At 42.5% G+C, this 20,800-nt stretch carries 16 protein-coding genes; 13 read left to right on the forward strand and 3 right to left on the reverse strand.

The features are described 5' to 3' along the window. From PSE72_RS11665 to paaY, 6 genes are all read left to right on the forward strand, one after another. Window positions 1-1,551 (forward strand): 3-hydroxyacyl-CoA dehydrogenase, encoded by a 1,551-nt coding sequence (locus PSE72_RS11665; RefSeq protein ID WP_217007857.1) that lies wholly within the window; start codon window positions 1-3, stop codon window positions 1,549-1,551. After that, window positions 1,548-1,988, forward strand: coding sequence for a hydroxyphenylacetyl-CoA thioesterase PaaI (paaI, locus tag PSE72_RS11670; RefSeq protein ID WP_004266152.1), 441 nt, complete (start codon window positions 1,548-1,550; stop codon window positions 1,986-1,988). Before PSE72_RS11665 ends, paaI begins: the two co-directional genes overlap by 4 nt. Beyond that, window positions 1,985-3,187 (forward strand): 3-oxoadipyl-CoA thiolase, encoded by a 1,203-nt coding sequence (pcaF, locus tag PSE72_RS11675; RefSeq protein WP_115166369.1) that lies wholly within the window; start codon window positions 1,985-1,987, stop codon window positions 3,185-3,187. Before paaI ends, pcaF begins: the two co-directional genes overlap by 4 nt. 118 nt (window positions 3,188-3,305) lie before the next feature. After that, window positions 3,306-4,616: a phenylacetate--CoA ligase PaaK gene (gene paaK, locus PSE72_RS11680; RefSeq protein WP_109912365.1), complete on the forward strand. Its 1,311-nt coding sequence runs from the start codon at window positions 3,306-3,308 to the stop codon at window positions 4,614-4,616. A gap of 150 nt (window positions 4,617-4,766) precedes the next feature. Beyond that, window positions 4,767-5,705, forward strand: a complete 939-nt coding sequence (gene paaX / locus PSE72_RS11685) for a phenylacetic acid degradation operon negative regulatory protein PaaX (RefSeq protein ID WP_004266155.1) — start codon at window positions 4,767-4,769, stop codon at window positions 5,703-5,705. Window positions 5,706-5,726: 21 nt separating this feature from the next. Further along, window positions 5,727-6,320 (forward strand): phenylacetic acid degradation protein PaaY, encoded by a 594-nt coding sequence (gene paaY / locus PSE72_RS11690; protein ID WP_110731481.1) that lies wholly within the window; start codon window positions 5,727-5,729, stop codon window positions 6,318-6,320. A 33-nt stretch (window positions 6,321-6,353) separates the two neighbouring features. Here the strand turns inward: paaY and PSE72_RS11695 are convergent, their stop codons facing one another. After that, on the reverse strand, window positions 6,354-7,877 hold the full coding sequence (locus PSE72_RS11695) for a DHA2 family efflux MFS transporter permease subunit (RefSeq protein ID WP_109912362.1): 1,524 nt from the start codon (window positions 7,875-7,877) through the stop codon (window positions 6,354-6,356). A gap of 16 nt (window positions 7,878-7,893) precedes the next feature. Continuing rightward, window positions 7,894-9,066 carry a multidrug efflux MFS transporter periplasmic adaptor subunit EmrA gene (gene emrA, locus PSE72_RS11700; RefSeq protein WP_109912360.1) on the reverse strand — a complete coding sequence of 391 codons (1,173 nt, stop codon included), beginning with the start codon at window positions 9,064-9,066 and terminating at the stop codon, window positions 7,894-7,896. Window positions 9,067-9,913: 847 nt separating this feature from the next. Here emrA and PSE72_RS11705 point away from each other — a divergent pair. Continuing rightward, window positions 9,914-11,968, forward strand: a complete 2,055-nt coding sequence (locus tag PSE72_RS11705) for a TonB-dependent receptor domain-containing protein (RefSeq protein ID WP_004266158.1) — start codon at window positions 9,914-9,916, stop codon at window positions 11,966-11,968. Between the two features lie 61 nt (window positions 11,969-12,029). Continuing rightward, complete coding sequence (locus PSE72_RS11710; RefSeq protein WP_115166368.1) at window positions 12,030-12,887, forward strand: alpha/beta hydrolase; 858 nt, start codon at window positions 12,030-12,032, stop codon at window positions 12,885-12,887. A 2-nt stretch (window positions 12,888-12,889) separates the two neighbouring features. On the opposite strand, the gene PSE72_RS11715 is transcribed toward PSE72_RS11710, so the two are convergent. Further along, window positions 12,890-13,822, reverse strand: a complete 933-nt coding sequence (locus tag PSE72_RS11715; RefSeq protein WP_115166367.1) for a LysR substrate-binding domain-containing protein — start codon at window positions 13,820-13,822, stop codon at window positions 12,890-12,892. 597 nt (window positions 13,823-14,419) lie between these two features. Between PSE72_RS11715 and PSE72_RS11720 the strand changes: the two genes are divergently transcribed. The 5 genes from PSE72_RS11720 to PSE72_RS11740 all read left to right on the forward strand — a co-directional run bounded on the left by PSE72_RS11720 (window position 14,420) and on the right by PSE72_RS11740 (window position 20,746). Continuing rightward, window positions 14,420-15,025, forward strand: coding sequence for an ankyrin repeat domain-containing protein (locus tag PSE72_RS11720; RefSeq protein WP_115166366.1), 606 nt, complete (start codon window positions 14,420-14,422; stop codon window positions 15,023-15,025). Between the two features lie 35 nt (window positions 15,026-15,060). After that, window positions 15,061-15,984 (forward strand): DUF2877 domain-containing protein, encoded by a 924-nt coding sequence (locus PSE72_RS11725; protein ID WP_115166365.1) that lies wholly within the window; start codon window positions 15,061-15,063, stop codon window positions 15,982-15,984. Next, entirely contained in the window at window positions 15,974-17,524 is a 1,551-nt protein-coding gene (fdrA, locus tag PSE72_RS11730) for an acyl-CoA synthetase FdrA (RefSeq protein WP_198641940.1), read from the forward strand. The genes PSE72_RS11725 and fdrA overlap by 11 nt, the downstream gene beginning before the upstream one ends. Continuing rightward, entirely contained in the window at window positions 17,524-18,939 is a 1,416-nt protein-coding gene (locus PSE72_RS11735; RefSeq protein WP_096863517.1) for a DUF1116 domain-containing protein, read from the forward strand. The genes fdrA and PSE72_RS11735 overlap by 1 nt, the downstream gene beginning before the upstream one ends. A gap of 244 nt (window positions 18,940-19,183) precedes the next feature. Next, window positions 19,184-20,746: a hypothetical protein gene (locus PSE72_RS11740; RefSeq protein WP_004262962.1), complete on the forward strand. Its 1,563-nt coding sequence runs from the start codon at window positions 19,184-19,186 to the stop codon at window positions 20,744-20,746. Window positions 20,747-20,800: the final 54 nt, after the last annotated feature.

Raw genomic sequence — 20,800 nt, forward strand, 5'->3', positions numbered from 1 at the left:
ATGACATTACCTTTGAATCATACTATCAACACCATCGCGGTAATTGGCGCTGGAACCATGGGGATTGGCATTGCACAAGTGGCAGCAACAGCGGGGTTATCCGTCTTACTGTTTGATGTGAACCAAGATGTGTTAAGCCGTAGTTTATCAACGATGACCCAACGTTTACGCAAACGTGTTGAGCAAGGGAAAGCAAAACTAGAGGTCACGGAGGCGATTATCACAAAAATCGCAGTGGTAAAAAGCCTCTCGGCACTGTCGGATGCGCAATTAGTCATTGAAGCTGTTGCTGAAAAGCTGGAAATAAAACAGGCAATTTTTAGTGAATTAGAAGCGATTTGCAGCAAAAATACGCTATTTGCCAGTAATACATCTTCATTATCGATTACTGCTATTGGGCGGCAGCTAACACACCCCGAGCGTCTTGCAGGCCTGCACTTTTTTAACCCTGCCCCCGTGATGAAATTAGTTGAAATCGTTCGAGGGCTAGAAACATCTAACACCGTCATTGAACAGTTAAAAGTCCTGACTTTATCATTTGGAAAAATCCCCGTAATTTGCCGTTCCACCCCCGGTTTTATTGTCAACCGAGTGGCTCGGCCTTTCTACGCCGAAACAATGCGTGCCCTTGAAGAACAAATTGCGTCTCCTGCCACATTAGACAGCGCAATACGTGACGCTGGGGGTTTTGCCATGGGCCCACTACAACTAACTGATTTAATTGGCCATGATGTAAACTATGCGGTGACTGAATCAGTATTTCAGGCCTTCGGTTATGACCCACGCTTTCAAACCTCATTAATGCAATTGGAATTAGTCCAAGCAGGCCATTTAGGCCGTAAATCGAAGCAAGGGTTTTATCATTATGATGATAATAAACCTCAACCTTTACCCTCAATTGCAGAAAAAATTTACCTTGAGCAGCCCCAAAATATAAAAGCGCATGGCAACTGGCAGATATTTCCTGAGTTCGCGCAGCTTTTAACTGAAAATGGGATCTCTCTCGAAGGATTAACACAACATTCTGATCAATCCCCGACACTTATTGTTAATGACGTTATTATTATGTTAACAAATGGTGAATTGACATCGTCACATGCGCAAACACAAAAACAAGCCGTCGTGCATTTTGACTTATCGGTAAATTACCTTACCGCAACAACCATCACGTTAAGCTGTGCATTGCAAAATAATGCGCAACAAAACCAGCAAGCTATCGCGTTTTTTCAATCATTAGGTAAACACGTAATTGTATTACCAGACTACCCAGCGCTGTTAACCATGAGGACAGTCGCGATGCTATGCAATGAAGCGTTAGATATCGTCAATAAAGGAATTGCAACGGCATTAGATACCGATAATGCCATGTGTTTTGGCGTGAATTACCCTAAAGGCCCACTCGCTTGGGGTAGGCAGCTAGGCTGGCAACGTGTGCTGTCAGTACTTGAAAATTTGACTCAGTTTTATGGCGACAGTCGTTATCGGCCAAACCCACTTTTAAGGCAATTAGCCGCAGGTTATCAATCTTTAACTTTCAAGGAGCTACCATGATTTCATTGCCAAACATTACGCTGGCTCAGCAATCAGCTCACATTATGTACCGTGATGATGCATGCGCAAAAGCGATGGGTATGTCCATTGAAAAAGTCGAGGAAGGTTTTGCGCAATTGAAAATGCCGATCACAGCACAGATGCTTAATGGCCATAAAACCTGCCACGGAGGGCAATTATTTAGCCTTGCCGACACCGCGTTTGCCTACGCCTGTAATAGCCAAGGGCATGCTGCCGTTGCTTCCATGTGCTCCATTGATTTTATTCGTCCCGGTTTTGAAGGTGACCTGCTTACCGCGACCGCCACGATGAAACACCAAGGTAAACGTAACGGTTTATATGAAGTCGAGATAACTAACCAAGATGGTAAAACGCTTGCGCTGTTCCACGGTCGTTCTCATCGGTTAGGCCATCGTTTAACAGGAGAACAATCATGATAGATGCGTTTATTTGTGATGGTGTCCGCACTCCAATTGGCCGCTATGGTGGTGCTTTATCATCATTACGCCCTGATGACCTTGCCACTGTTCCATTAAAAGCCTTAATGGAAAGGCACCCGCAACTTGATTGGTCATTAACTGACGACATCATTTTAGGTTGCGCAAACCAAGCGGGAGAAGACAACCGTAATGTAGCACGTATGGCGGGGCTGTTATCTGGGCTCCCTGTTTCTGTTTCTGGTACCACCATTAACCGCCTATGTGGTTCTGGGCTAGACGCCATAGCATTAGCGGCAAGAAGTATCAAAGCTGGTGAGTCTGGGCTCATGATTGCCGGAGGCGTCGAATCCATGAGCCGAGCGCCGTTTGTGATGGGTAAACCAGAATCTGCATTTTCTCGTCAAGCGCAAGTCTTTGATACCACTATTGGCTGGCGGTTTATCAACCCATTGATGGAACAACAGTTTTCCACAGATTCGATGCCAGAAACTGCGGAAAATGTGGCAGAAACTTACCAAATTAGCCGTGAAGACCAAGATGCTTTTGCATTACGCAGCCAACAACGCACCGAAACTGCCAAAGTTAACGGTATTTTTGCGCAAGAAATCATTCCTGTAACGGTTAAACAACGTAAAAATGAATACGTCGTCAGTGAAGACGAGCATCCAAGAGCAGAAACGACATTTGAACAATTACAAAAACTAAAAACCCCATTTCGCGATAACGGGACTGTAACGGCTGGTAATGCTTCCGGTGTTAATGACGGAGCCGCCGCACTGATTATCGCATCCGACACTATCGCCAAACAACAAGGGTTAACACCGCGGGCTCGTATCATCGCTACAGCCACTTGTGGCGTTGAGCCAAGATTGATGGGGATCGGTCCACTCCCTGCCTCGCAAAAAGTATTAAAAATGGCAGGGCTCACCATCGAACAAATGGATGTTATTGAACTAAACGAAGCCTTTGCCGCGCAAGCACTCGCCGTTTTAAGGGAGCTTGGTTTACCTGATGATGCCTCACACGTTAACCCAAACGGAGGGGCAATTTCACTAGGCCATCCACTTGGAATGAGTGGAGCAAGGCTTGTTATTGCCGCTATCAATGAACTACACCGCAGACAAGGTCGTTATGCATTATGCACCATGTGTATCGGGGTTGGCCAAGGGATCGCAATGATTATTGAACGAGTCTGAACAACGTCTTAATACAAATAAAAACAGCCTGAAAACCCGACACCTGCTCAGGCAAATACCAGAAACGTCATGCATTAGCGTGAACTGGTAACCATAATAATTATGAGGACAGGCAATTATGAGCAATATACAAGATAGCATCGACCCAATTGAATTTGCATCGCGAGATGAGATCGAGTCTTTACAGTACTCTCGAATGAAGTGGACACTCACTCACGCCTATGAAAATGTCCCGATGTATCGCAAGAAATTCGATGATGCAGGGGTTCATCCTGACGATTTCAAACAACTCAGCGATATCGAAAAATTTCCTTACACGACCAAACAGGATTTACGTGAAAACTACCCATTTAGCACCTTTGCTGTGCCAATGGACCAAATCATCCGTATTCATGCCTCTTCAGGAACGACTGGGCGCCCAACTGTGGTCGGTTACACCCAGCGAGATATCGATAACTGGGCTGACCTGATTGCGCGTAGTTTACGTTCTGCTGGCACTGTCCGAGGTGATAAAGTCCACGTTGCTTACGGCTATGGTTTATTCACCGGAGGGCTAGGGGCTCACTATGGTGCAGAACGCCTAGGAGCCGCAGTTATTCCTATGTCAGGTGGGCAAACTGAAAAACAAGCACAACTGATCGCTGATTTCAAACCCGATGTGATTATGGTAACGCCCTCTTACTGCTTGAGTATTATTGATGAGCTCGAAAAGATCATGGGCGGAGATGCTAGTAAGTGCTCACTTAGGTTAGGTGTCTTTGGTGCTGAACCTTGGACTGAATCCCTCAGAACAGAAATTGAAACCCGTCTGGGTATCAAAGCATTAGACATTTACGGTTTATCTGAAGTGATGGGGCCTGGCGTTGCTATGGAGTGCGCAGACTCAGGAGAGAGTGGCCCCACTATCTGGGAAGACCATTTTTATCCAGAAATTATTTCCCCCAATACCTTAAAACCATTAGGGGCGGGTGAGCATGGTGAGTTAGTGTTTACTACCCTGACAAAAGAAGCCATGCCTGTTATTCGTTACCGAACACGTGACCTTACCCACCTGATGCAGGGGGTCAATCGTAACATGCGTCGAATTGGTAAAATTACCGGACGTTCCGATGACATGATGATCATTCGTGGCGTGAATGTGTTTCCTTCTCAAATTGAAGAACAAATTATGCAATTTAAGGAGCTTTCCCCTCATTACCAATTAGAAATTGGTCGCCAAGGCAATATGGACAACTTATCTGTTCGTGTTGAGCTCAAACACCCTGAACAGCTCACTTATGATGAACGCTGTAATATCTGCCACCATTTAAAGCATCGAATCAAATCGATGGTAGGTATTAGCACCCGTATTAGTATTGTAAATTGCGGTGATATTCCACGCTCTCAAGGCAAAGCTGAACGGGTAATTGATACTAGAATTGCGATTTAATTCAAATTATTAAGGCATATTGGAATGAACTACTCTGATATGCCTTAATCTCTGAGAAAGTGTTAAAACAGGTAATGGAAGACAACCTTTAAATTTATGTCTACTATTTAGTAAGCCTTCTGATACATAAATTTTATAGATAAAATATAAATGGAAAATAAACTTAACCAATTCATACAACATGCAATAGCAAGCCAACCCATTAGTGGGACGTCTCTAATTAGCTCACTCTATGGTGATGCTTTGCATCATCGTGGTGGTGAAGTGTGGTTAGGAAGCTTGACTAAGCTGTTAGAACCCATGGGCTTTACTGACCGCTTTGTCCGAACTTCCGTTTTTCGCTTACAAAAAGAAGGTTGGCTTGATGTCGAAAAAATTGGTCGTCGCAGCTATTACCGTATTTCTGAGCGCGGGCAAAGTCGCTTTCGCCGTGCAGAAAATAAAATTTATCTAGCCGGGCAGCCTGATTGGGATGGAAAATGGGATTTACTCCTCCTTGAAACGGCGGATAAAGACGAAAAGGTCAGATTAAAAAAGGAACTGAGTTGGCTCGGTTTCGGGCAATTTAATACGTCACTCATGGCAGCACCCAGTTGTGCCCAAAGTGATGTACCGACACTACTCAATGAACTCAATGCCACTGAAAATGCCATCTATTTTCACGCGGATTACCCCTATAGCCGCTCAGAAAAAAATCTCAAAGAACTGGTTTCTCATGCTTGGTCTTTGCAAGATATTTCAGAACATTATCATCAGTTTATTTCCTTATTTAGGCCACTTGCATTACTCCTTAAAGAAAATACTGACACACAGATTTCCCCTGAACACTGCTTTCAGCTACGTTTACTGCTGATCCATTTCTACCGCCGTGTCACGCTTAAAGACCCGTTATTACCAGATGAACTCCTTCCTGCACAATGGGAAGGCCATATTGCACGCCATCTTTGTACCAACATTTATCAACGCATTGATCAAGCGGCAACCCAATATGTTTCTGAACAATGCGAAACCACTGTTGGCGAACTTCCTCAGCCATCCAGCGCTTATTATCGCCGCTTTGGTGGAGTACTCAGAGATATAGCCGCCTAAATACACATTACAGGAGCCTGTATGCCCTTTTATCAAATCGATGGTATTACGCCCGTCGTCAGTCCTGAAAGTTTTGTGCACCCTACTGCTGTGGTGATTGGTGATGTTATTATTGGCAAAAATGTTTACATTGGCCCAAACGCCAGCTTACGTGGAGATTTTGGTCGTTTAATCATTAAAGATGGCGCCAATGTACAAGATAACTGTGTGATGCATGGCTTCCCGCAATTTGACACAATTATCGAAGAAAATGGTCATATAGGCCATGGAGCTATCTTACATGGCTGCCATATCAAGCATAATGTCTTAGTCGGGATGAACAGTGTGATTATGGACGGGGCCGTTATTGGCGAGAACTCTATCGTCGGTGCTTGTGCCTTCATCAAAGCCGAGGCAATTTTCGCCGATAATAGTCTTATCGTGGGTACACCTGCAAAAGTCCTTCGCACCTTATCAGAAAAGGAAATTGCATGGAAAACCAGCGGAACCAAAGATTATCAAGACTTAGTCACGCGCTGCTTAAACACCTTTAAAGAAGTCGAGCCCCTCAAAGAAGTCGAAACGAACCGGCCTGTCTTGAGTTTTGAGAATGTTATTCCTAAATCCCAGCTATAAGCTAGATGGGGCTAAAATACTTAGCCCCATCCATTATTTCGCTTTGCTACCAAATGGCGGTTTAGCAAACCAAACAGTAATAATCAGCGCAATAAATACCCAACCGCATAACCAGAAAATTTCATTTGCAGCAATAATTAATCCTTGGCTCGTAATTTGCTGAGCAATAAAACCAGAAGTCTGTTCGGTACTCAATCCATGGGCTGCCATTTCTTTATACATCCCTAAGGATTCAGGGTTATAATCGGTAATAAATTCCGTTAATTGACTATGGTGAACGGCTTCTCTATCACTCCACAGCGTTGTGGTAATAGAAGTCCCTATTGAACCCGCTAAGGTACGGAAAAAGTTAGCCAAACTCGATGCCGAAGCGAGTTTTTCAGGCGGTAAACCTGAAAGGGTTAATGTGGTCAGTGGCATAAAGAAGCAAGCTACTGCCATTCCTTGCACCAATTGCGGCCAAACAACAGCAGAAAAGCCCATGCTCGGTTCAAAAGTATATGCACGCCAGAAGAAACAAATCGCATAAAATACAAAGCTAAAGGTCACTATCCAGCGGATATCAAGAAAATCGGATAATTTTGCTACTGGAGCCGAAAACAACACAGGCAATAAGCCTATAGGCGCCAATGCGAGCCCAGCCCATGTTGCCGTATAGCCATAAACTTCCTGCAAAAGTTGCGGCAACAAGACAATAGCGCCGAAATAAGCCATATATGCCAAACTGACAGAAATCGTCCCGATGGTAAAATTGCGCGATTTAAATAACGATAATTCGACAATTGGGTTTTTATCTGTGAGTTCCCAAATCACGAGGAATACCAACGCAATAGCTGAAACAACGGCTAAGATGACAATTTCATTAGATGCCAACCATCCCAGTTCCTTACCTTTGTCGAGCAAAACTTGTAAGCAACCCACTCCCACAGAAAGCAGCGCCAAGCCAATCACATTGAATGGCACTTTCACGACCTTGGACTCCATCCCTTTGAAGATAATAGAGCCAACTATAATGACAAAAATTCCCAAAGGCACATTCATAAAGAATATCCAGCCCCAATGGAAATTATCACTAATATAACCACCAAAAATAGGACCGAATACAGGGGCTAAAATAATGGTCATCGACCAAAACGCTAACGCCATGTTTTGCATTTTTGGTGGGTAGCAACGCATGATAAGGCTTTGCGAAAGTGGGATCACCGGCCCTGCGACGGCACCTTGCAATACGCGGTATAAAATTAGCATACCCAGGCTATCGGAAAAGCCACAAAGTAATGAAAATAAGGTGAAAAGCGCCGTTGCCCATAAGAAAACACGAATTTCACCAAAGCGCTTCGCCAAGTAACCTGAAATCGCGATAGAAATTGCATTCGATACGCCAAACGAGGTAATTACCCATGTCCCTTGAGACATAGAAACCCCAAGGTCACCTGCAATCGTCGGGATAGCCACGTTAGCAATCGTGGAATCAAGCACCTGCATGAAGGTCGCAAGGGACAACGCAATGGTTGCCCATACCAGTTTTGCACCCTTAAGTGGTTGAATATCTGCCACAACGGCTCCTTTCAAGCTAGTCTGCGTTATCGCTGATAATAGTGTCGATGATGTGGTCGACATCACTTAAGTTTAAGACCAACACATCACTTTCAAATGCAGGTACTGTACGCTGTACTTCCGCTAAAACAGGGCCATTTTGATCTTTAATATCGATAGTGACATTCATGGATAACCCAATGCGTAACGGGTGTTTTGCCACCTGCTCTGGGTCTAATTCAACACGTACAGGCAAACGCTGTACGACTTTAATCCAGTTCCCTGTCGCGTTTTGGGCAGGCAATAATGAGAAAGCACTACCAGTTCCCATATCAAGCCCAACCACGGTACCGTTATAAACAATATCTGCCCCGTAAAAATCACTGTTAATAGTCACGGGTTGCCCAATACGGACTTTTTCTAATTGGGTTTCTTTGAAGTTCGCATCAACCCAAACAGGCTGAACAGGCACGATCGCCATTAAAGAACTTTGCGGACTGACTTGAGAGCCGACTTGAACATTACGCCGTGAAACATATCCCGTCATTGGGCTTTTAATTTCAGTACGTTGTAAGTTTATCCACGCACTGCGTACGCTATCAGCTGCTTGCTGAATTGCAGGTTGTTTTTTGAGCTCCGTATTACGCAACAATGCGCGGTTGGCATTATATTGTTGAATAGAAATATCCAGAGCCGCCTGCGCAAGTTGCACAGCTTCTTGGGCGTGCTGCAGGTCTTCCTTCGAAATGGTACCACTGCGGCCTAAAGCTACACGACGTTGATAATCTTTTTGCGCTTGCGCAAGTGTCACACGATTTTTTTGAATTTGCGCTTGATACTCATCACCATTGATATACAGTTCTTTGGTTTTGCGTACGGTGGTCGCTAAATCATGTTTGGCTTGTTCAAATGCCAATTGCGCATTCGTTTTATCCAATACAACCAGTACATCCCCCGCCTTTACCAAGTCAGTATTTTCAAAGTTAACTTGAGTGACATTACCTGTTGTTTGCGCAATTATCGGGATCTGTAAGCCAGATACATAAGCATCATCGGTATATTCTTGAAAGCGTAAAACTAAAAACCAATAAACACCGTAGGCGACAAATAATAGAATGATAATTATTGTGGCTATCACTATCCATATTGTTCTACGTTTTTCATTAGTCGTTTTTTGATTATGTGTTTCTGAATGGGTTTCTTGACTCATAATAACTCTCAAGGTCTGAAATCAATATTAATTCTCCCTCTATATTTACGAAGTATATGTAATAAAGCAATAGTTAATAATTTACAATTAAATTAATTCCAACAAAAAAATTAATTCATTGATATAAAACAAATAATTAAAGGGAATCAGAGTTCAACATTAGATTAATGTTTATTATCAAAACAATGAAATTCATTCTTAATTAGATTAACGATAAAAATTAATGAAATAGTTCAAATGATATTTATTATGATAAAAATTCCGTCACTCAATTATTGATATTCTTTTTTTGATTAAATATTTCTATTTATTAGATCATATTTATGATTTCTTAACTTGGAGTTTTCATTTTTTATCGCGGGCTGCCGCTTGCTTTTTAATACCACTGATTGTCTCGATTTTCATTTTTGTCCTCATCAATACAACATTAATAAACTCAATACGGTGCTTAATAGAGTAACGAAGTACGTTGGTAATTGCTGGCCTTTCGGGCAGCTTTTATCTCTTTACCAGTACTTAATATTATTCATTAGGTTAACGAGGTTATCCCCAAGGATACAGGCTAATTTTGAATGTATGTTTCATATAACTCAAATTTCCCTAGTAGATGCTAGCGCTAGAGTAAATTCACGCACAACCAAACACCATAAACCAGAGTTAAACCTTAATTTTTCGTTAAGCTTGACAAAAATCGTAAAAGGGGAAAACACCGTAGGTGAAAATTCTTAGCTGAGATCAAATATTGCTCATAAATTAGCTAGCTCATTATTTATTTTTGATATGTTTTAGTGATAATATTCGCAAACAATATAATTATCATTCTCATTTATATTTACTAGGGATAACTATGACTTCGCAATATCACTACACCCTGATTGCCGCCGGTGTTTGTGCGGCTTTATCTTCATTTAGCGCTACAGCAGCAGACAATAAAACAGATACCATGGTCGTCAGTGCATCAGGCTTCTCGCAACAACTGCGTGATGCTCCTGCTAGCGTGACCGTGATCAGTGCAGACCAATTACAAAATAAACCTGTCCGTGACCTCGCCGACGCCGTTAAAGACGTGGAAGGGGTAAGTGTCGTTGGTGCTGCAAACAAACAAGATATTAATATCCGTGGCTTACCCGGCGAATACACGCTGATATTGGTCGATGGGCGCCGTCAAAACAGCCGTGAATCACGTCCAAATGGGAGCGGTGGCTTTGAAGCAGGCTTTATGCCACCTGTCGAAGCGATTGAACGCATCGAAGTGATCCGTGGACCTATGTCCTCCCTGTATGGTTCCGATGCAATGGGTGGTGTTATCAATATCATCACTAAAAAAGTGACTAATGAATGGCATGGCAGCGTCACCACTGGGGCTATTATCCAAGAAAACAGTGATAGCGGTAACTCGACTGACGGTAACTTCTATCTGTCTGGCCCATTAATTCAAGATAAACTTGGTCTGCAATTATATGGTGGTGGTAACTACCGTCAGGAAGATAAAATCTTAGAAGGTCATCATCAGCGTGATAACCGCAGCTTAACAGCTAAATTAACCTTTACACCACAAGAGAACCAAACCTTCTTACTAGAAGCAGGTCGTAGTACTCAAGAGAAAACATCGACACCAGGTAAATCTGGTGCTGAATATGAAATTCGTGGTGGAGACAAGCAATATAACTCTAAAGAAGAGTGGCATAACGACCGTAACCATGCAGCTCTGACTTATAAAGGTGAGTGGGATTCTTTTAATACTGAGCTAAGTGTTTACCAAGAAAAAACCAAACGTAAAATAAAATCCCAAGACCGTAATCAAACTACAGGCCATTGGGAAGGCGGCTATGAGGCTCGCGTACCAGAAATCACCAATACCGTTGTTGATGGGAAAGTGGTGGCTTTCCTGCCGGACAATATCCTAACCGTTGGTGGGCAATATCAGTACTCTAAATTGAAAGACAGCTCTTTGGTTTCAAAAGGCGTAATGGAAAAAACCAGTATGTCAGTCGATCAATCAGCACTGTTTGTGGAAAATGAGTTTACCGCAACAGATGATCTGATCTTAACGGGTGGCCTACGTTTAGATCACCACGAAACCTATGGTAACCATTGGAACCCAAGGGGTTATGCTGTTTACTACCTAACCGATGAAATCACCATTAAAGGGGGCGTTTCTTCAGCTTTCCGCGCACCTACATTACGTGAAATCAGTAAAGGCTATGGCACCTCTACCCAAGGTGGTAACGGGATTATCTACGGTAATCCAGACCTCAAACCGGAAAAAAGTGTTAGTGAAGAAATCAGTATTGCCTATAACCATGAATCTGGCTTTAATGCGAGCTTAACCTTCTTTAATACCGACTTCAAAAACAAGCTAACTAGCTACTCACTTAATCAAGCCGATCCTAACCACCCTAATCTCACGTTATATACCTACGACAATGTGGGTAAAGCGAACATCAAAGGTGTTGAAGTTGCAACGGGCATTCCTATCGCACAGGATTGGAACCTCAACCTAAATTACACATACACCGATTCAGAACGTAAAAGTGATGATGAGAAATTAGGCAATGGTCTTTCCTTAAAAGGCTATCCATTGGATAAAACACCAAAACATATCGCTAATGCGAAATTGGATTGGAACTTCAATGAAGACCTAACCTTATACACACGTGCGCATTATGAAGGAAAACAGGTGTGGGCAGCACAACGTAATGGCTCAAAAGTACCTCGCTATCGTAGTGGCTATACCACCATGGATGTGGGTGCAACCTACCAATTATTTAAAAACACCAAACTGAACTTTGCAGTGCTAAATATTGGTAATGAAAAAGGACCTAAAATTGATAAAGTTGATGGAAACTGGGATGTTGAAGACGGACGCCGTTATTGGGCGAACGTTAACGTTAGCTTCTAATTAACTCTGAGGGTGTGCCTGTTTCAGGTATACCCTCAAAACCTTTAAATAGACTCAATAAATGAATAAAATCATATTAAGTGGCATATTGCTGTGTATGACCAGTTCCGCATTTTCCCGCCCAAGCCAGACTATCCCGAGTATGGACGAGCAAGTCAGCCAATTTTATGATATCCAACAAACGGATATGACTTACGGCGACCGTGCGCTGCGCATTTACAGTGCTGTGCCCTATAATGTCACCACACAACGCCCTATCCTGTATATGCTTGATGGTAATGGTTTATACCCCAAAGCGGTTAATCGCGCAGTTGAAAAGCTGCCAGCGGATAAACTACCGATTATTATTGGGATTGGTTACCCCATTGACGAAGCCTTTCCAAAAGCATGGCGAACCTACGACTATACTCCCCCTGTTGCGGGTGACGATTTTAAACAAGGGGGCGGTTCCCCTGCGCTATACCAATTTTTAACTGACACTATTCGCCCATGGGTAGAAAAACAGTTTCCTATTGATAAAAGTAAGCAAACCCTATTTGGCCATTCATTTGGTGGATTATTTACCTTGATGGCGTACCAACAACAACCGGATGATTTTCAGTTTTATGTTTCTGCCAGCCCGTCATTATGGTGGGGTAAAGGAAGTATGGTAGATTTAGCGAAACTGACAGCTAAACAAGCGGCTTCCCCCCTATTTGTGACTTTAGGCGGTTTAGAAGAGAGCCCTGATTTATCCAAACTGAGCGCCGAACAAGTGCAAAATTACCAAGCACGCAAAAGTTGGATTAGCACACGCCAAGTTTGCACTGAGATTACAAATCACCAAAGGTACTGTGAATTCGCGTTATTCGACGGCAAAAACCACGGTTCTGTGATCCCCGATGCTATCGATAAAGCCCTTGATGTCGCTAGCCAATAAGACTAATTGATGGGTTTTAGGAGATCGCTGTAGAGCTCTGCTAGAACCCCTTTTTCGCCAAATTCTTTGCGGATCCACTGCGTCACAAGTCCAGTAGCTGAATGTTGTGTGGCTAATAGCATATGGGAATCTTGTCGTGGGTTCTGAATTTGTTTTGTTACCAACAAACCATGTTTAACATGGTCTTTGATCATATAATCGGGTAAAAACCCAATCCCTTCACCTAATATCTGACACTGGCATTTAGTATTAAAATCAGGAACTTGAATTGCTTCTTGCCCATGTAACAACCAACCCACCCGCTTATTAATGGTATGCGCGGTATCTTCCACCATAATATTGGGATAAAGGCGTAGCTGGCTCTCAGCGATGGGCTCTGGCATCAGTGCCAATGGGTGAGTTGCTGCGATAGCAAATTGCCAGTGAATCGCACCAATTTCAGTGTAGTCAATTCCGCCGCCATCCATCAACGTACCCGGAGCGCCAATCGCAATATCTGCATGGTTATTAATAATGGCATCCCAAACCCCATTATACACCTCGGTTGTCACAGTGATGTGGCAGGTAGCAAACTGTTTTTTTAATATTTGTAATAACTTAGCGGTATGATACGGCGTATATAATAACTGATTAATACAAATACGTAGCCGCGCTTCAATCCCCTGCTCAATAGAATAAATACTTTTTTGAATGGAATGGAAATTATTGAGCAAGTCGGTTGCTTTGCGATAAAAATAATACCCTGCTTCTGTGAGTTCAATATTACGGGTATTACGAATAAATAACGCGACATCTAAATAGGTTTCAATACGTTTGATGGTATAACTCACCGCAGAGGTGGTCACGCCTAACTCTTCCGCTGCTTTACTAAAACTCGCAAACTTCGCTGCTGTTGTGTAAGTCAGTAAGTTTTCTTCCGTAAAAATTGAGTTCATACCCACCGCCAAAAATGTTTAAAATTTATACAAATCATGTTTTTATGTGAATAAAATTCAATAACATAAAAATCAGATTATTTTTCGAGCATATTTTTATAGCTTAACAGAATTATTAACAACTGGAATAGATTAAATTTGATATGCATTTTCCCCAAGTAAAAACCCTACCTTTAAAGTCACTATTAATATTCGAAATACCTAATATTATTGAATTAAATAGGCAAACCAAGTATTAACATTCGATACAGACACGAACAATAAAATTACAAATTTAACAAATTAAAAACTTCCAATTTGATGTCTATCACAGAACTGAGTAAATCATGATTTTCGATTTTAATTAACAAAAAAAATCACACAATTTGGACCACAAAATAGCCATAAATCATCAAAAAACGCTAAAAAAGAATGCTCGCACGCACAAAAAAGCCAGATTATTGAATTAAATTCAACAATCAAATGCCTCATTGATGAATTAAATTTAAATGGATTCTTTTTATTAATAACAATTGCTATGCTCTAACCATCATAAATAATCTTTAAATTGTCTTTATCTATGTTGGTGATAGCAATAAACCAACCTAAGGGGAAATGATGACAGCCAGTACTCTCGCTCACGATTTTTTAACCGCAGCTGAACAAGGGCAATTAGAGTTATTAAAAAGTTGCCTTGAAAAAGGTGTGGATATTAATACCACCAACCGTCAAGGTCGCACTGCTATCGTCAATGCTAGCCTGAATAAACATTATGAATGTGTTTCTTTTCTGATTAATGCAGGGGCAGATATTAATAAACAAGACCAAACCTGTTTTAACCCTTTTTTATTAAGCTGTCTTAATAACGACTTAACCTTATTACGCATTGTCTTACCTGCAAAACCCAATTTAGACTTATTAACCCGTTTTGGTGGTGTGGGAATTACACCGGCCAGTGAAAAAGGCCACGTGGAAATTGTTCGCGAACTACTTGAAAAAACCGATATTAATGTCAATCACACCAACTTTGTTGGTTGGACCCCACTATTAGAAGCTATCGTACTCAACGATGGGGGCGAAAAACAGCAGCAAATCGTTAAATTACTATTAGACCACGGTGCGAACCCTCATATGACGGATAAATATGGTAAAAAACCATTAGAGTTAGCACATGAAAAAGGCTACAGCGAGATTGCTGAGTTACTGATTGCAGCAGGAGCATAGCGAAATCATAGACTCTAAATAGGATAAGGAGGCATGTGAACGCATCCATATCTCATCGGCAAAGGTTATACGGGCTAACGGCTGATACACAATTTCTCAATCTGTTGCATCAGCCCTCACCCCAAGGAACGATAGAACAAGTATTTAATAAAGCCATTAACTTTTCTATTGATAATGCACTTTATACATTACTTTGTTCTCAATTAGATAATGCTCCAAATAGTTGCCGATTAATAAATAAAAATTTTTCTCTTTTCAATATTAAAAAAGGAGAGCCCATTAATTTATTAAATAAAGAAATATTGATTGGTGATAATTATTTATTATCATTTTCTTTATGTAAAGAATGGCGGCAACCTGTTATCAACTTTAGCGATAACAAACTGAAAAATTCAAATTATTTATTATATATCGAAAAGCAAATAAATCGTTTGGATTTAATCTTAACTGAAAATAAAAGCTCTCTATTTAAATATCAGGGGGATAACTTTTTTTATCTCTCGATGACGAAGCAATTGGTTCAATTACGCTCTGAATTGATTGAATCAATAATTAAGAAAAATAAAGAAAATATTGTTTATGTGATCCGCCAGTTTGTTGGATTGGGTATCGGGCTAACTCCTTCAGGAGATGATTACTTAGTTGGGTTAATGGCATTTTTATTATTAATCGGTCATCCGGTTGCCATTTTTTACCCTGAATTTTTTAAGGGAATAACCCAAAGCTTAAGCCAGACGACACCAATCAGTGCCATCACATTAGAAAAAGCGTTAAACCGAGAATATCGCGAAAATATGCAGCAATTAATTCAATCATTAGTTGATGCGAAAGAAACCAATATTTATCCACAATTTTTAGAGATTTTAAATATCGGGTCGAGTTCTGGCAGCGACATGCTATTTGGCTTGCGAGATGCCCTGTATATCACCCATTATTTCGGAGAAAACTATGTCGACTAAAGTTGTCATAAAAAAGAATACCTATTTTGATTCCGTATCACTGATGTCTATTTCGACAAAAGCCAATCAACTCGACAATGTCGAACAAGCGTTTGTCGCGATGGCAACAGAGATGAACAAAGGCGTTTTACGTAATTTAGGGTTACTAACACCTGAATTAGAAGAAGCCAAAAATGGCGATTTAATGATTGTCATTAAAGGCCCAAGCGATGATGCCAACGAAGCCACATTAATTGCTATCGAAGAGTTATTTAATAAGAAAAACCAAGGTGGCGGGCAGCATGAAGCTAAATACGCCACTATTAATTCAGCGAAAACACATATCCCAGATGCCAACCTTGCCGTCATTTCAGTGAACGGTCAGTTTGCTGCCCGTGAAGCGCGCATTGCCTTAGAAAATGACCTCAATGTTATGCTGTTTTCTGATAACGTCTCCATTGAAGATGAACTCGCGCTCAAACAGCTGGCTAGCAAAAAAGGCTTGCTGATGATGGGCCCAGACTGCGGAACGGCCATTATCAACGGAACTGCGCTGTGCTTTGGTAACGATGTACGCCGTGGCAGCATTGGTATCATCGGTGCATCCGGTACGGGTAGCCAAGAGCTCAGCGTCCGTATTCACGAATTTGGCGCAGGTGTTTCTCAATTAATTGGTACTGGTGGTCGCGATTTAAGCGAAAAAATTGGCGGTATCATGATGATTGATGCCCTAAAAATGCTCGATGCCGATGATGAAACCCAAGTTATCGCACTGATTTCTAAGCCACCAGCCCCTAGCGTAGCCAAAAAAGTGCTAGAGCAAGCGGAAAAATGCCATAAACCTGTTGTTGTGTGTTTCTTAGGTAGCCAACCACTACCAGAAGACAAACCGGGTTTAACCTTCGCCCAAAGCACCAAAGAAGCGGCTCTGAAAGCCGTTCTATTAACCGGTATTCGCAAAGAAGATTTAGATTTACACCCGCTCAATTTACCGCTAATTGATGAAGTCAGAGCAAAACTGAAGCCTGAGCAGAAATACATTCGAGGCTTATTCTGCGGCGGCACATTATGTGACGAAGCCATGTTTGCCGCGCTGGAAAAATACGATGATGTTTACAGCAATATTCAGCCAAATCCTGACTATCGCTTAAAAGACCTCAATAAAAGTATTGCACACACCTTCCTCGATTTTGGTGATGACGACTTTACCAACGGTAAACCGCACCCAATGATCGACCCAACTAACCGTATTGAACGTTTACTGCAAGAAGCTCGCGACCCTGAAGTGGGCGTCATTATGATGGACTTCGTTTTAGGCTTTGGTTCTCATGAAGACCCTGTGGGCGTGATGATTGACGCGATTAAAGAAGCGAAGAACATCGCCAAACAAGATGGTCGTGAATTAGAAATTTTAGGCTATGTGCTGGGCACTGACCAAGACACCCCATCGATGGATGCGCAAGTCAAAATGCTAACAGATGCCGGAGTCATCTGGGCAAGTAGCAGCACCAATACCGGTTTATTAGGGCGTGAGTTTGTATGGAAAGGGGAGAAAGCATAATGACTTCATTATTTAAGCAGCCATTAAATGTCATCAACGTTGGCATCGAAATGTTCAGTGATGACCTGAAAAAACAACATGTTCCGGTCACGCACTTAAACTGGACACCTCCAGGACAAGGCAACGTTGCGGTTATTCGCGCCCTTGACCAAATTGAAGGTAATGCCGCACTACAAGAAAAAATTGCGGCGGCTAACGCCCAAGCCCTTGAGCGTATTATTCAATCTCAACCTGTGTTAATCGGTTACGACCAAGCGATTAATGTGGTTCCGGGCATGACCAAAAATACTATCCTACACGCAGGCCCACCGGTTGATTGGAAAGATATGTGTGGCGCTATGAAAGGTGCGGTGACGGGAGCGCTGGTTTTTGAAGGCTTAGCGAAAGACTTAGCCGATGCAGAACGTGTTGCGGCCTCGGGGGATATCATTTTCTCCCCTTGCCATGAACACGATTGTGTAGGTTCGATGGCTGGTGTCACTTCAGCATCGATGTTTATGCATATCGTTGAAAATAAAACCTATGGCAACCGTGCATTCACTAACCTCAGTGAGCAAATGGCGAAAATCCTGCGCATGGGTGCCAACGACCAAAGTGTAATAGACCGTTTAAATTGGATGCGTGATGTATTAGGCCCAATGCTGCGCGACGCAATGAAAATCGTTGGTGAAATCGACCTGCGTTTGATGCTTGCTCAAGCACTGCATATGGGCGATGAGTGCCATAACCGCAACAATGCAGGAACAACCTTACTTATCCAAGCGCTTACAACGGGGATCATTCAAACTGATTTCTCTGTCGCCCAGCAAAAAGAAGTATTTGATTTTGTTGCAAGCAGCGATTACTTCTCCGGCCCAACGTGGATGGCGATGTGTAAAGCATCAATGGATGCGGCTCACGGTATCGAATACAGCACGGTTGTCACGACCATGGCGCGTAATGGCTATGAATTTGGTTTACGCATTAGTGGACTACCAGGTCAATGGTTCACAGGGCCTTCTCAGCAAGTTATCGGCCCAATGTTTGCAGGCTACAAACCTGAAGACTCTGGTTTAGATATCGGTGACTCCGCAATCACAGAAACCTACGGTATTGGCGGTTTTGCTATGGCAACAGCGCCAGCTATTGTGGCACTCGTTGGCGGTACGGTAGAAGAAGCGGTCGATTTCTCTCGCCAAATGCGTGAAATCACCTTAGGTGAGAACCCGAACGTGACTATTCCATTACTGGGCTTTATGGGTATCCCTACAGCTATTGATATTACGAAGGTTTCAGCCAGTGGTATTTTACCTGTTATCAACACAGCCATTGCCCATAAAGATGCGGGCATCGGTATGATTGGGGCAGGTATTGTTCACCCGCCGTTTGATTGCTTTGAAAAAGCCATGTTGGCCTACGCACAGAAATATGCTTAGTTTTCAATCATAAAAAAGACGCCCAACTCCGGTTGGGCAATAAAAATAAAACGTGAACCCTGATTAATTTTATTTGAAAAACAGTGCTGTAACTCAAAATGTAGGGGTATACCCTAAATAATTTGAATTGCAGCTAGGCGGCAAGTAAATGAGTCCCTAGGAGCATACACAAGTATGTGACTAGGGTGAATGAACGCAGCCAACAACGCTGCGGTTCAAAGTATGACGGGTATGGGAGTATTTTATGAATATACTAAATATCAAATGGAAACGTGGGGATTTGGCCGCCTACTTCGGCTTAATGACCAATAACCTAACCAACCTACTCACCATGATGGGCCTCTTGATTTTCGTTGTCGGCATCCCATCAGAAATTGTTTACGGCCGTATCGCTCCTGCCTTTGGTTTCGCTGTTTTACTTGCCAGCGTAAGCTATGCTTACTTTGGCCAGCAAATGATAAAGCAAACTGGACGCAATGATGTCACCGCTTTACCATCAGGGCCCAGTGCGCCTTCTATCTTTACGGTGACATTCTTAGTCATCATGCCTGTCTACCAAACAACACAGAATGCTGAATTTGCGATCCAAATTGCGCTAGTTTGGTGTTTTGTTGAGTCGATGATCCTCGTCGGTGGTTCTTTCTTAGGTGAAACCATCCGTAAGATGATCCCACGCACCGTACTGTTATCCTGTTTGTCAGGTTTAGGATTACTGTTACTAGCGATGAACCCGATGCTGCAAGCGTTTGAAGCACCAACGGTTTCATTCATTGTGCTGTTATTAATTTTCATTAACTGGTTTGGTAAAAAACCGATTTTTGCTCGCATCCCAACTGGCTTATTGCTGCTAATTGCCGGTACGGTATTGGCATGGGTTTCTGGCTTGCAAAGTGCGGAAGCAATCAAAGACTCAATGGCGTCATTTGGTTTCAACCCGCCGGGCATACATATTGATAGCTTCTTCCAAGGCCTGCCACACGCTCTGCCTTACTTAGCGTCTGCGGTACCACTTGGCTTAGCAAACTATATCTTCGACCTTGAAAATATTGAAAGTGCGCATGCTGCAGGTGATGAATATAATACTCGTAAGGTTATGTTAGCTAACGGTTTATCGTCTACAGTTGGCTGTTTTATGGGTAACCCATTCCCTGTCACTGTTTATGTCGGCCATGCGGGTTGGAAAGCCATGGGCGCTAGCGTAGGTTATACCCTAGCATCCGGTATCACTATGTTTATCGTCCCATTATTCGGTATCGGTGCCTTTATGTTAGCTATCATTCCAATGACCGCTATCGTGCCAATACTGGTGTTTATCGGGGTCGTCACCGCCAACCAAGTTGTGCGAGAAACGCCAAAAATTGAAGTTCCCGTTATCTTTATCTGTCTATTCCCATGGATTGCTAACTGGGCATTGACGATGGTTAATAGTGTCATGGGCGCGGCGGGCACCTCTGCGAGTGCAATTGGTGTTGAAACCTTGCTACACAAAGGTGTTTATTACCAAGGTCTAGTTCATTTAGGTAACGGTGCGCCGTTAGCCAGTATGTTATGGGGCTGTATTGCTATCTTTGCTATCCTCAACCAACCACTGCGTGGAGCCATTGCTGCTGCAGCGGGAGCAATATTAGTATTCTTCGGAATTATTCACTCCCCAGCGGTCGGAATTGCTACTGGTTCAACCTTGATGTTTGTTTACGCATACCTCATGATGGCAGCTTTATTTGTACTCAAACACTTTTTAGATAGCCGGAAATCGGTGGAAGAACAACAAGCTGAAAAATCTGAGAAACTCAGTAAGTCAGTGTAACTAAGCCAACCTTTTATAGTAGGTGTGCGCTGTACACCTACTATCAGCTAAATC

The sequence above is a fragment of the Providencia sp. PROV116 genome, from assembly GCF_028482485.1.
GTDB lineage: Bacteria > Pseudomonadota > Gammaproteobacteria > Enterobacterales > Enterobacteriaceae > Providencia > Providencia rettgeri.

Coding starts and splice junctions, on each gene's coding strand:
- PSE72_RS11665 (WP_217007857.1), top strand. CDS start 1: ATGACATTACCTTTGAATCATACTATCAACACCATCGCGGTAATTGGC.
- paaI (WP_004266152.1), top strand. CDS start 1,548: ATGATTTCATTGCCAAACATTACGCTGGCTCAGCAATCAGCTCACATT.
- pcaF (WP_115166369.1), top strand. CDS start 1,985: ATGATAGATGCGTTTATTTGTGATGGTGTCCGCACTCCAATTGGCCGC.
- paaK (WP_109912365.1), top strand. CDS start 3,306: ATGAGCAATATACAAGATAGCATCGACCCAATTGAATTTGCATCGCGA.
- paaX (WP_004266155.1), top strand. CDS start 4,767: ATGGAAAATAAACTTAACCAATTCATACAACATGCAATAGCAAGCCAA.
- paaY (WP_110731481.1), top strand. CDS start 5,727: ATGCCCTTTTATCAAATCGATGGTATTACGCCCGTCGTCAGTCCTGAA.
- emrA (WP_109912360.1), bottom strand. CDS start 9,066: ATGAGTCAAGAAACCCATTCAGAAACACATAATCAAAAAACGACTAAT.
- PSE72_RS11705 (WP_004266158.1), top strand. CDS start 9,914: ATGACTTCGCAATATCACTACACCCTGATTGCCGCCGGTGTTTGTGCG.
- PSE72_RS11710 (WP_115166368.1), top strand. CDS start 12,030: ATGAATAAAATCATATTAAGTGGCATATTGCTGTGTATGACCAGTTCC.
- PSE72_RS11715 (WP_115166367.1), bottom strand. CDS start 13,822: ATGAACTCAATTTTTACGGAAGAAAACTTACTGACTTACACAACAGCA.
- PSE72_RS11720 (WP_115166366.1), top strand. CDS start 14,420: ATGACAGCCAGTACTCTCGCTCACGATTTTTTAACCGCAGCTGAACAA.
- fdrA (WP_198641940.1), top strand. CDS start 15,974: ATGTCGACTAAAGTTGTCATAAAAAAGAATACCTATTTTGATTCCGTA.
- PSE72_RS11735 (WP_096863517.1), top strand. CDS start 17,524: ATGACTTCATTATTTAAGCAGCCATTAAATGTCATCAACGTTGGCATC.
- PSE72_RS11740 (WP_004262962.1), top strand. CDS start 19,184: ATGAATATACTAAATATCAAATGGAAACGTGGGGATTTGGCCGCCTAC.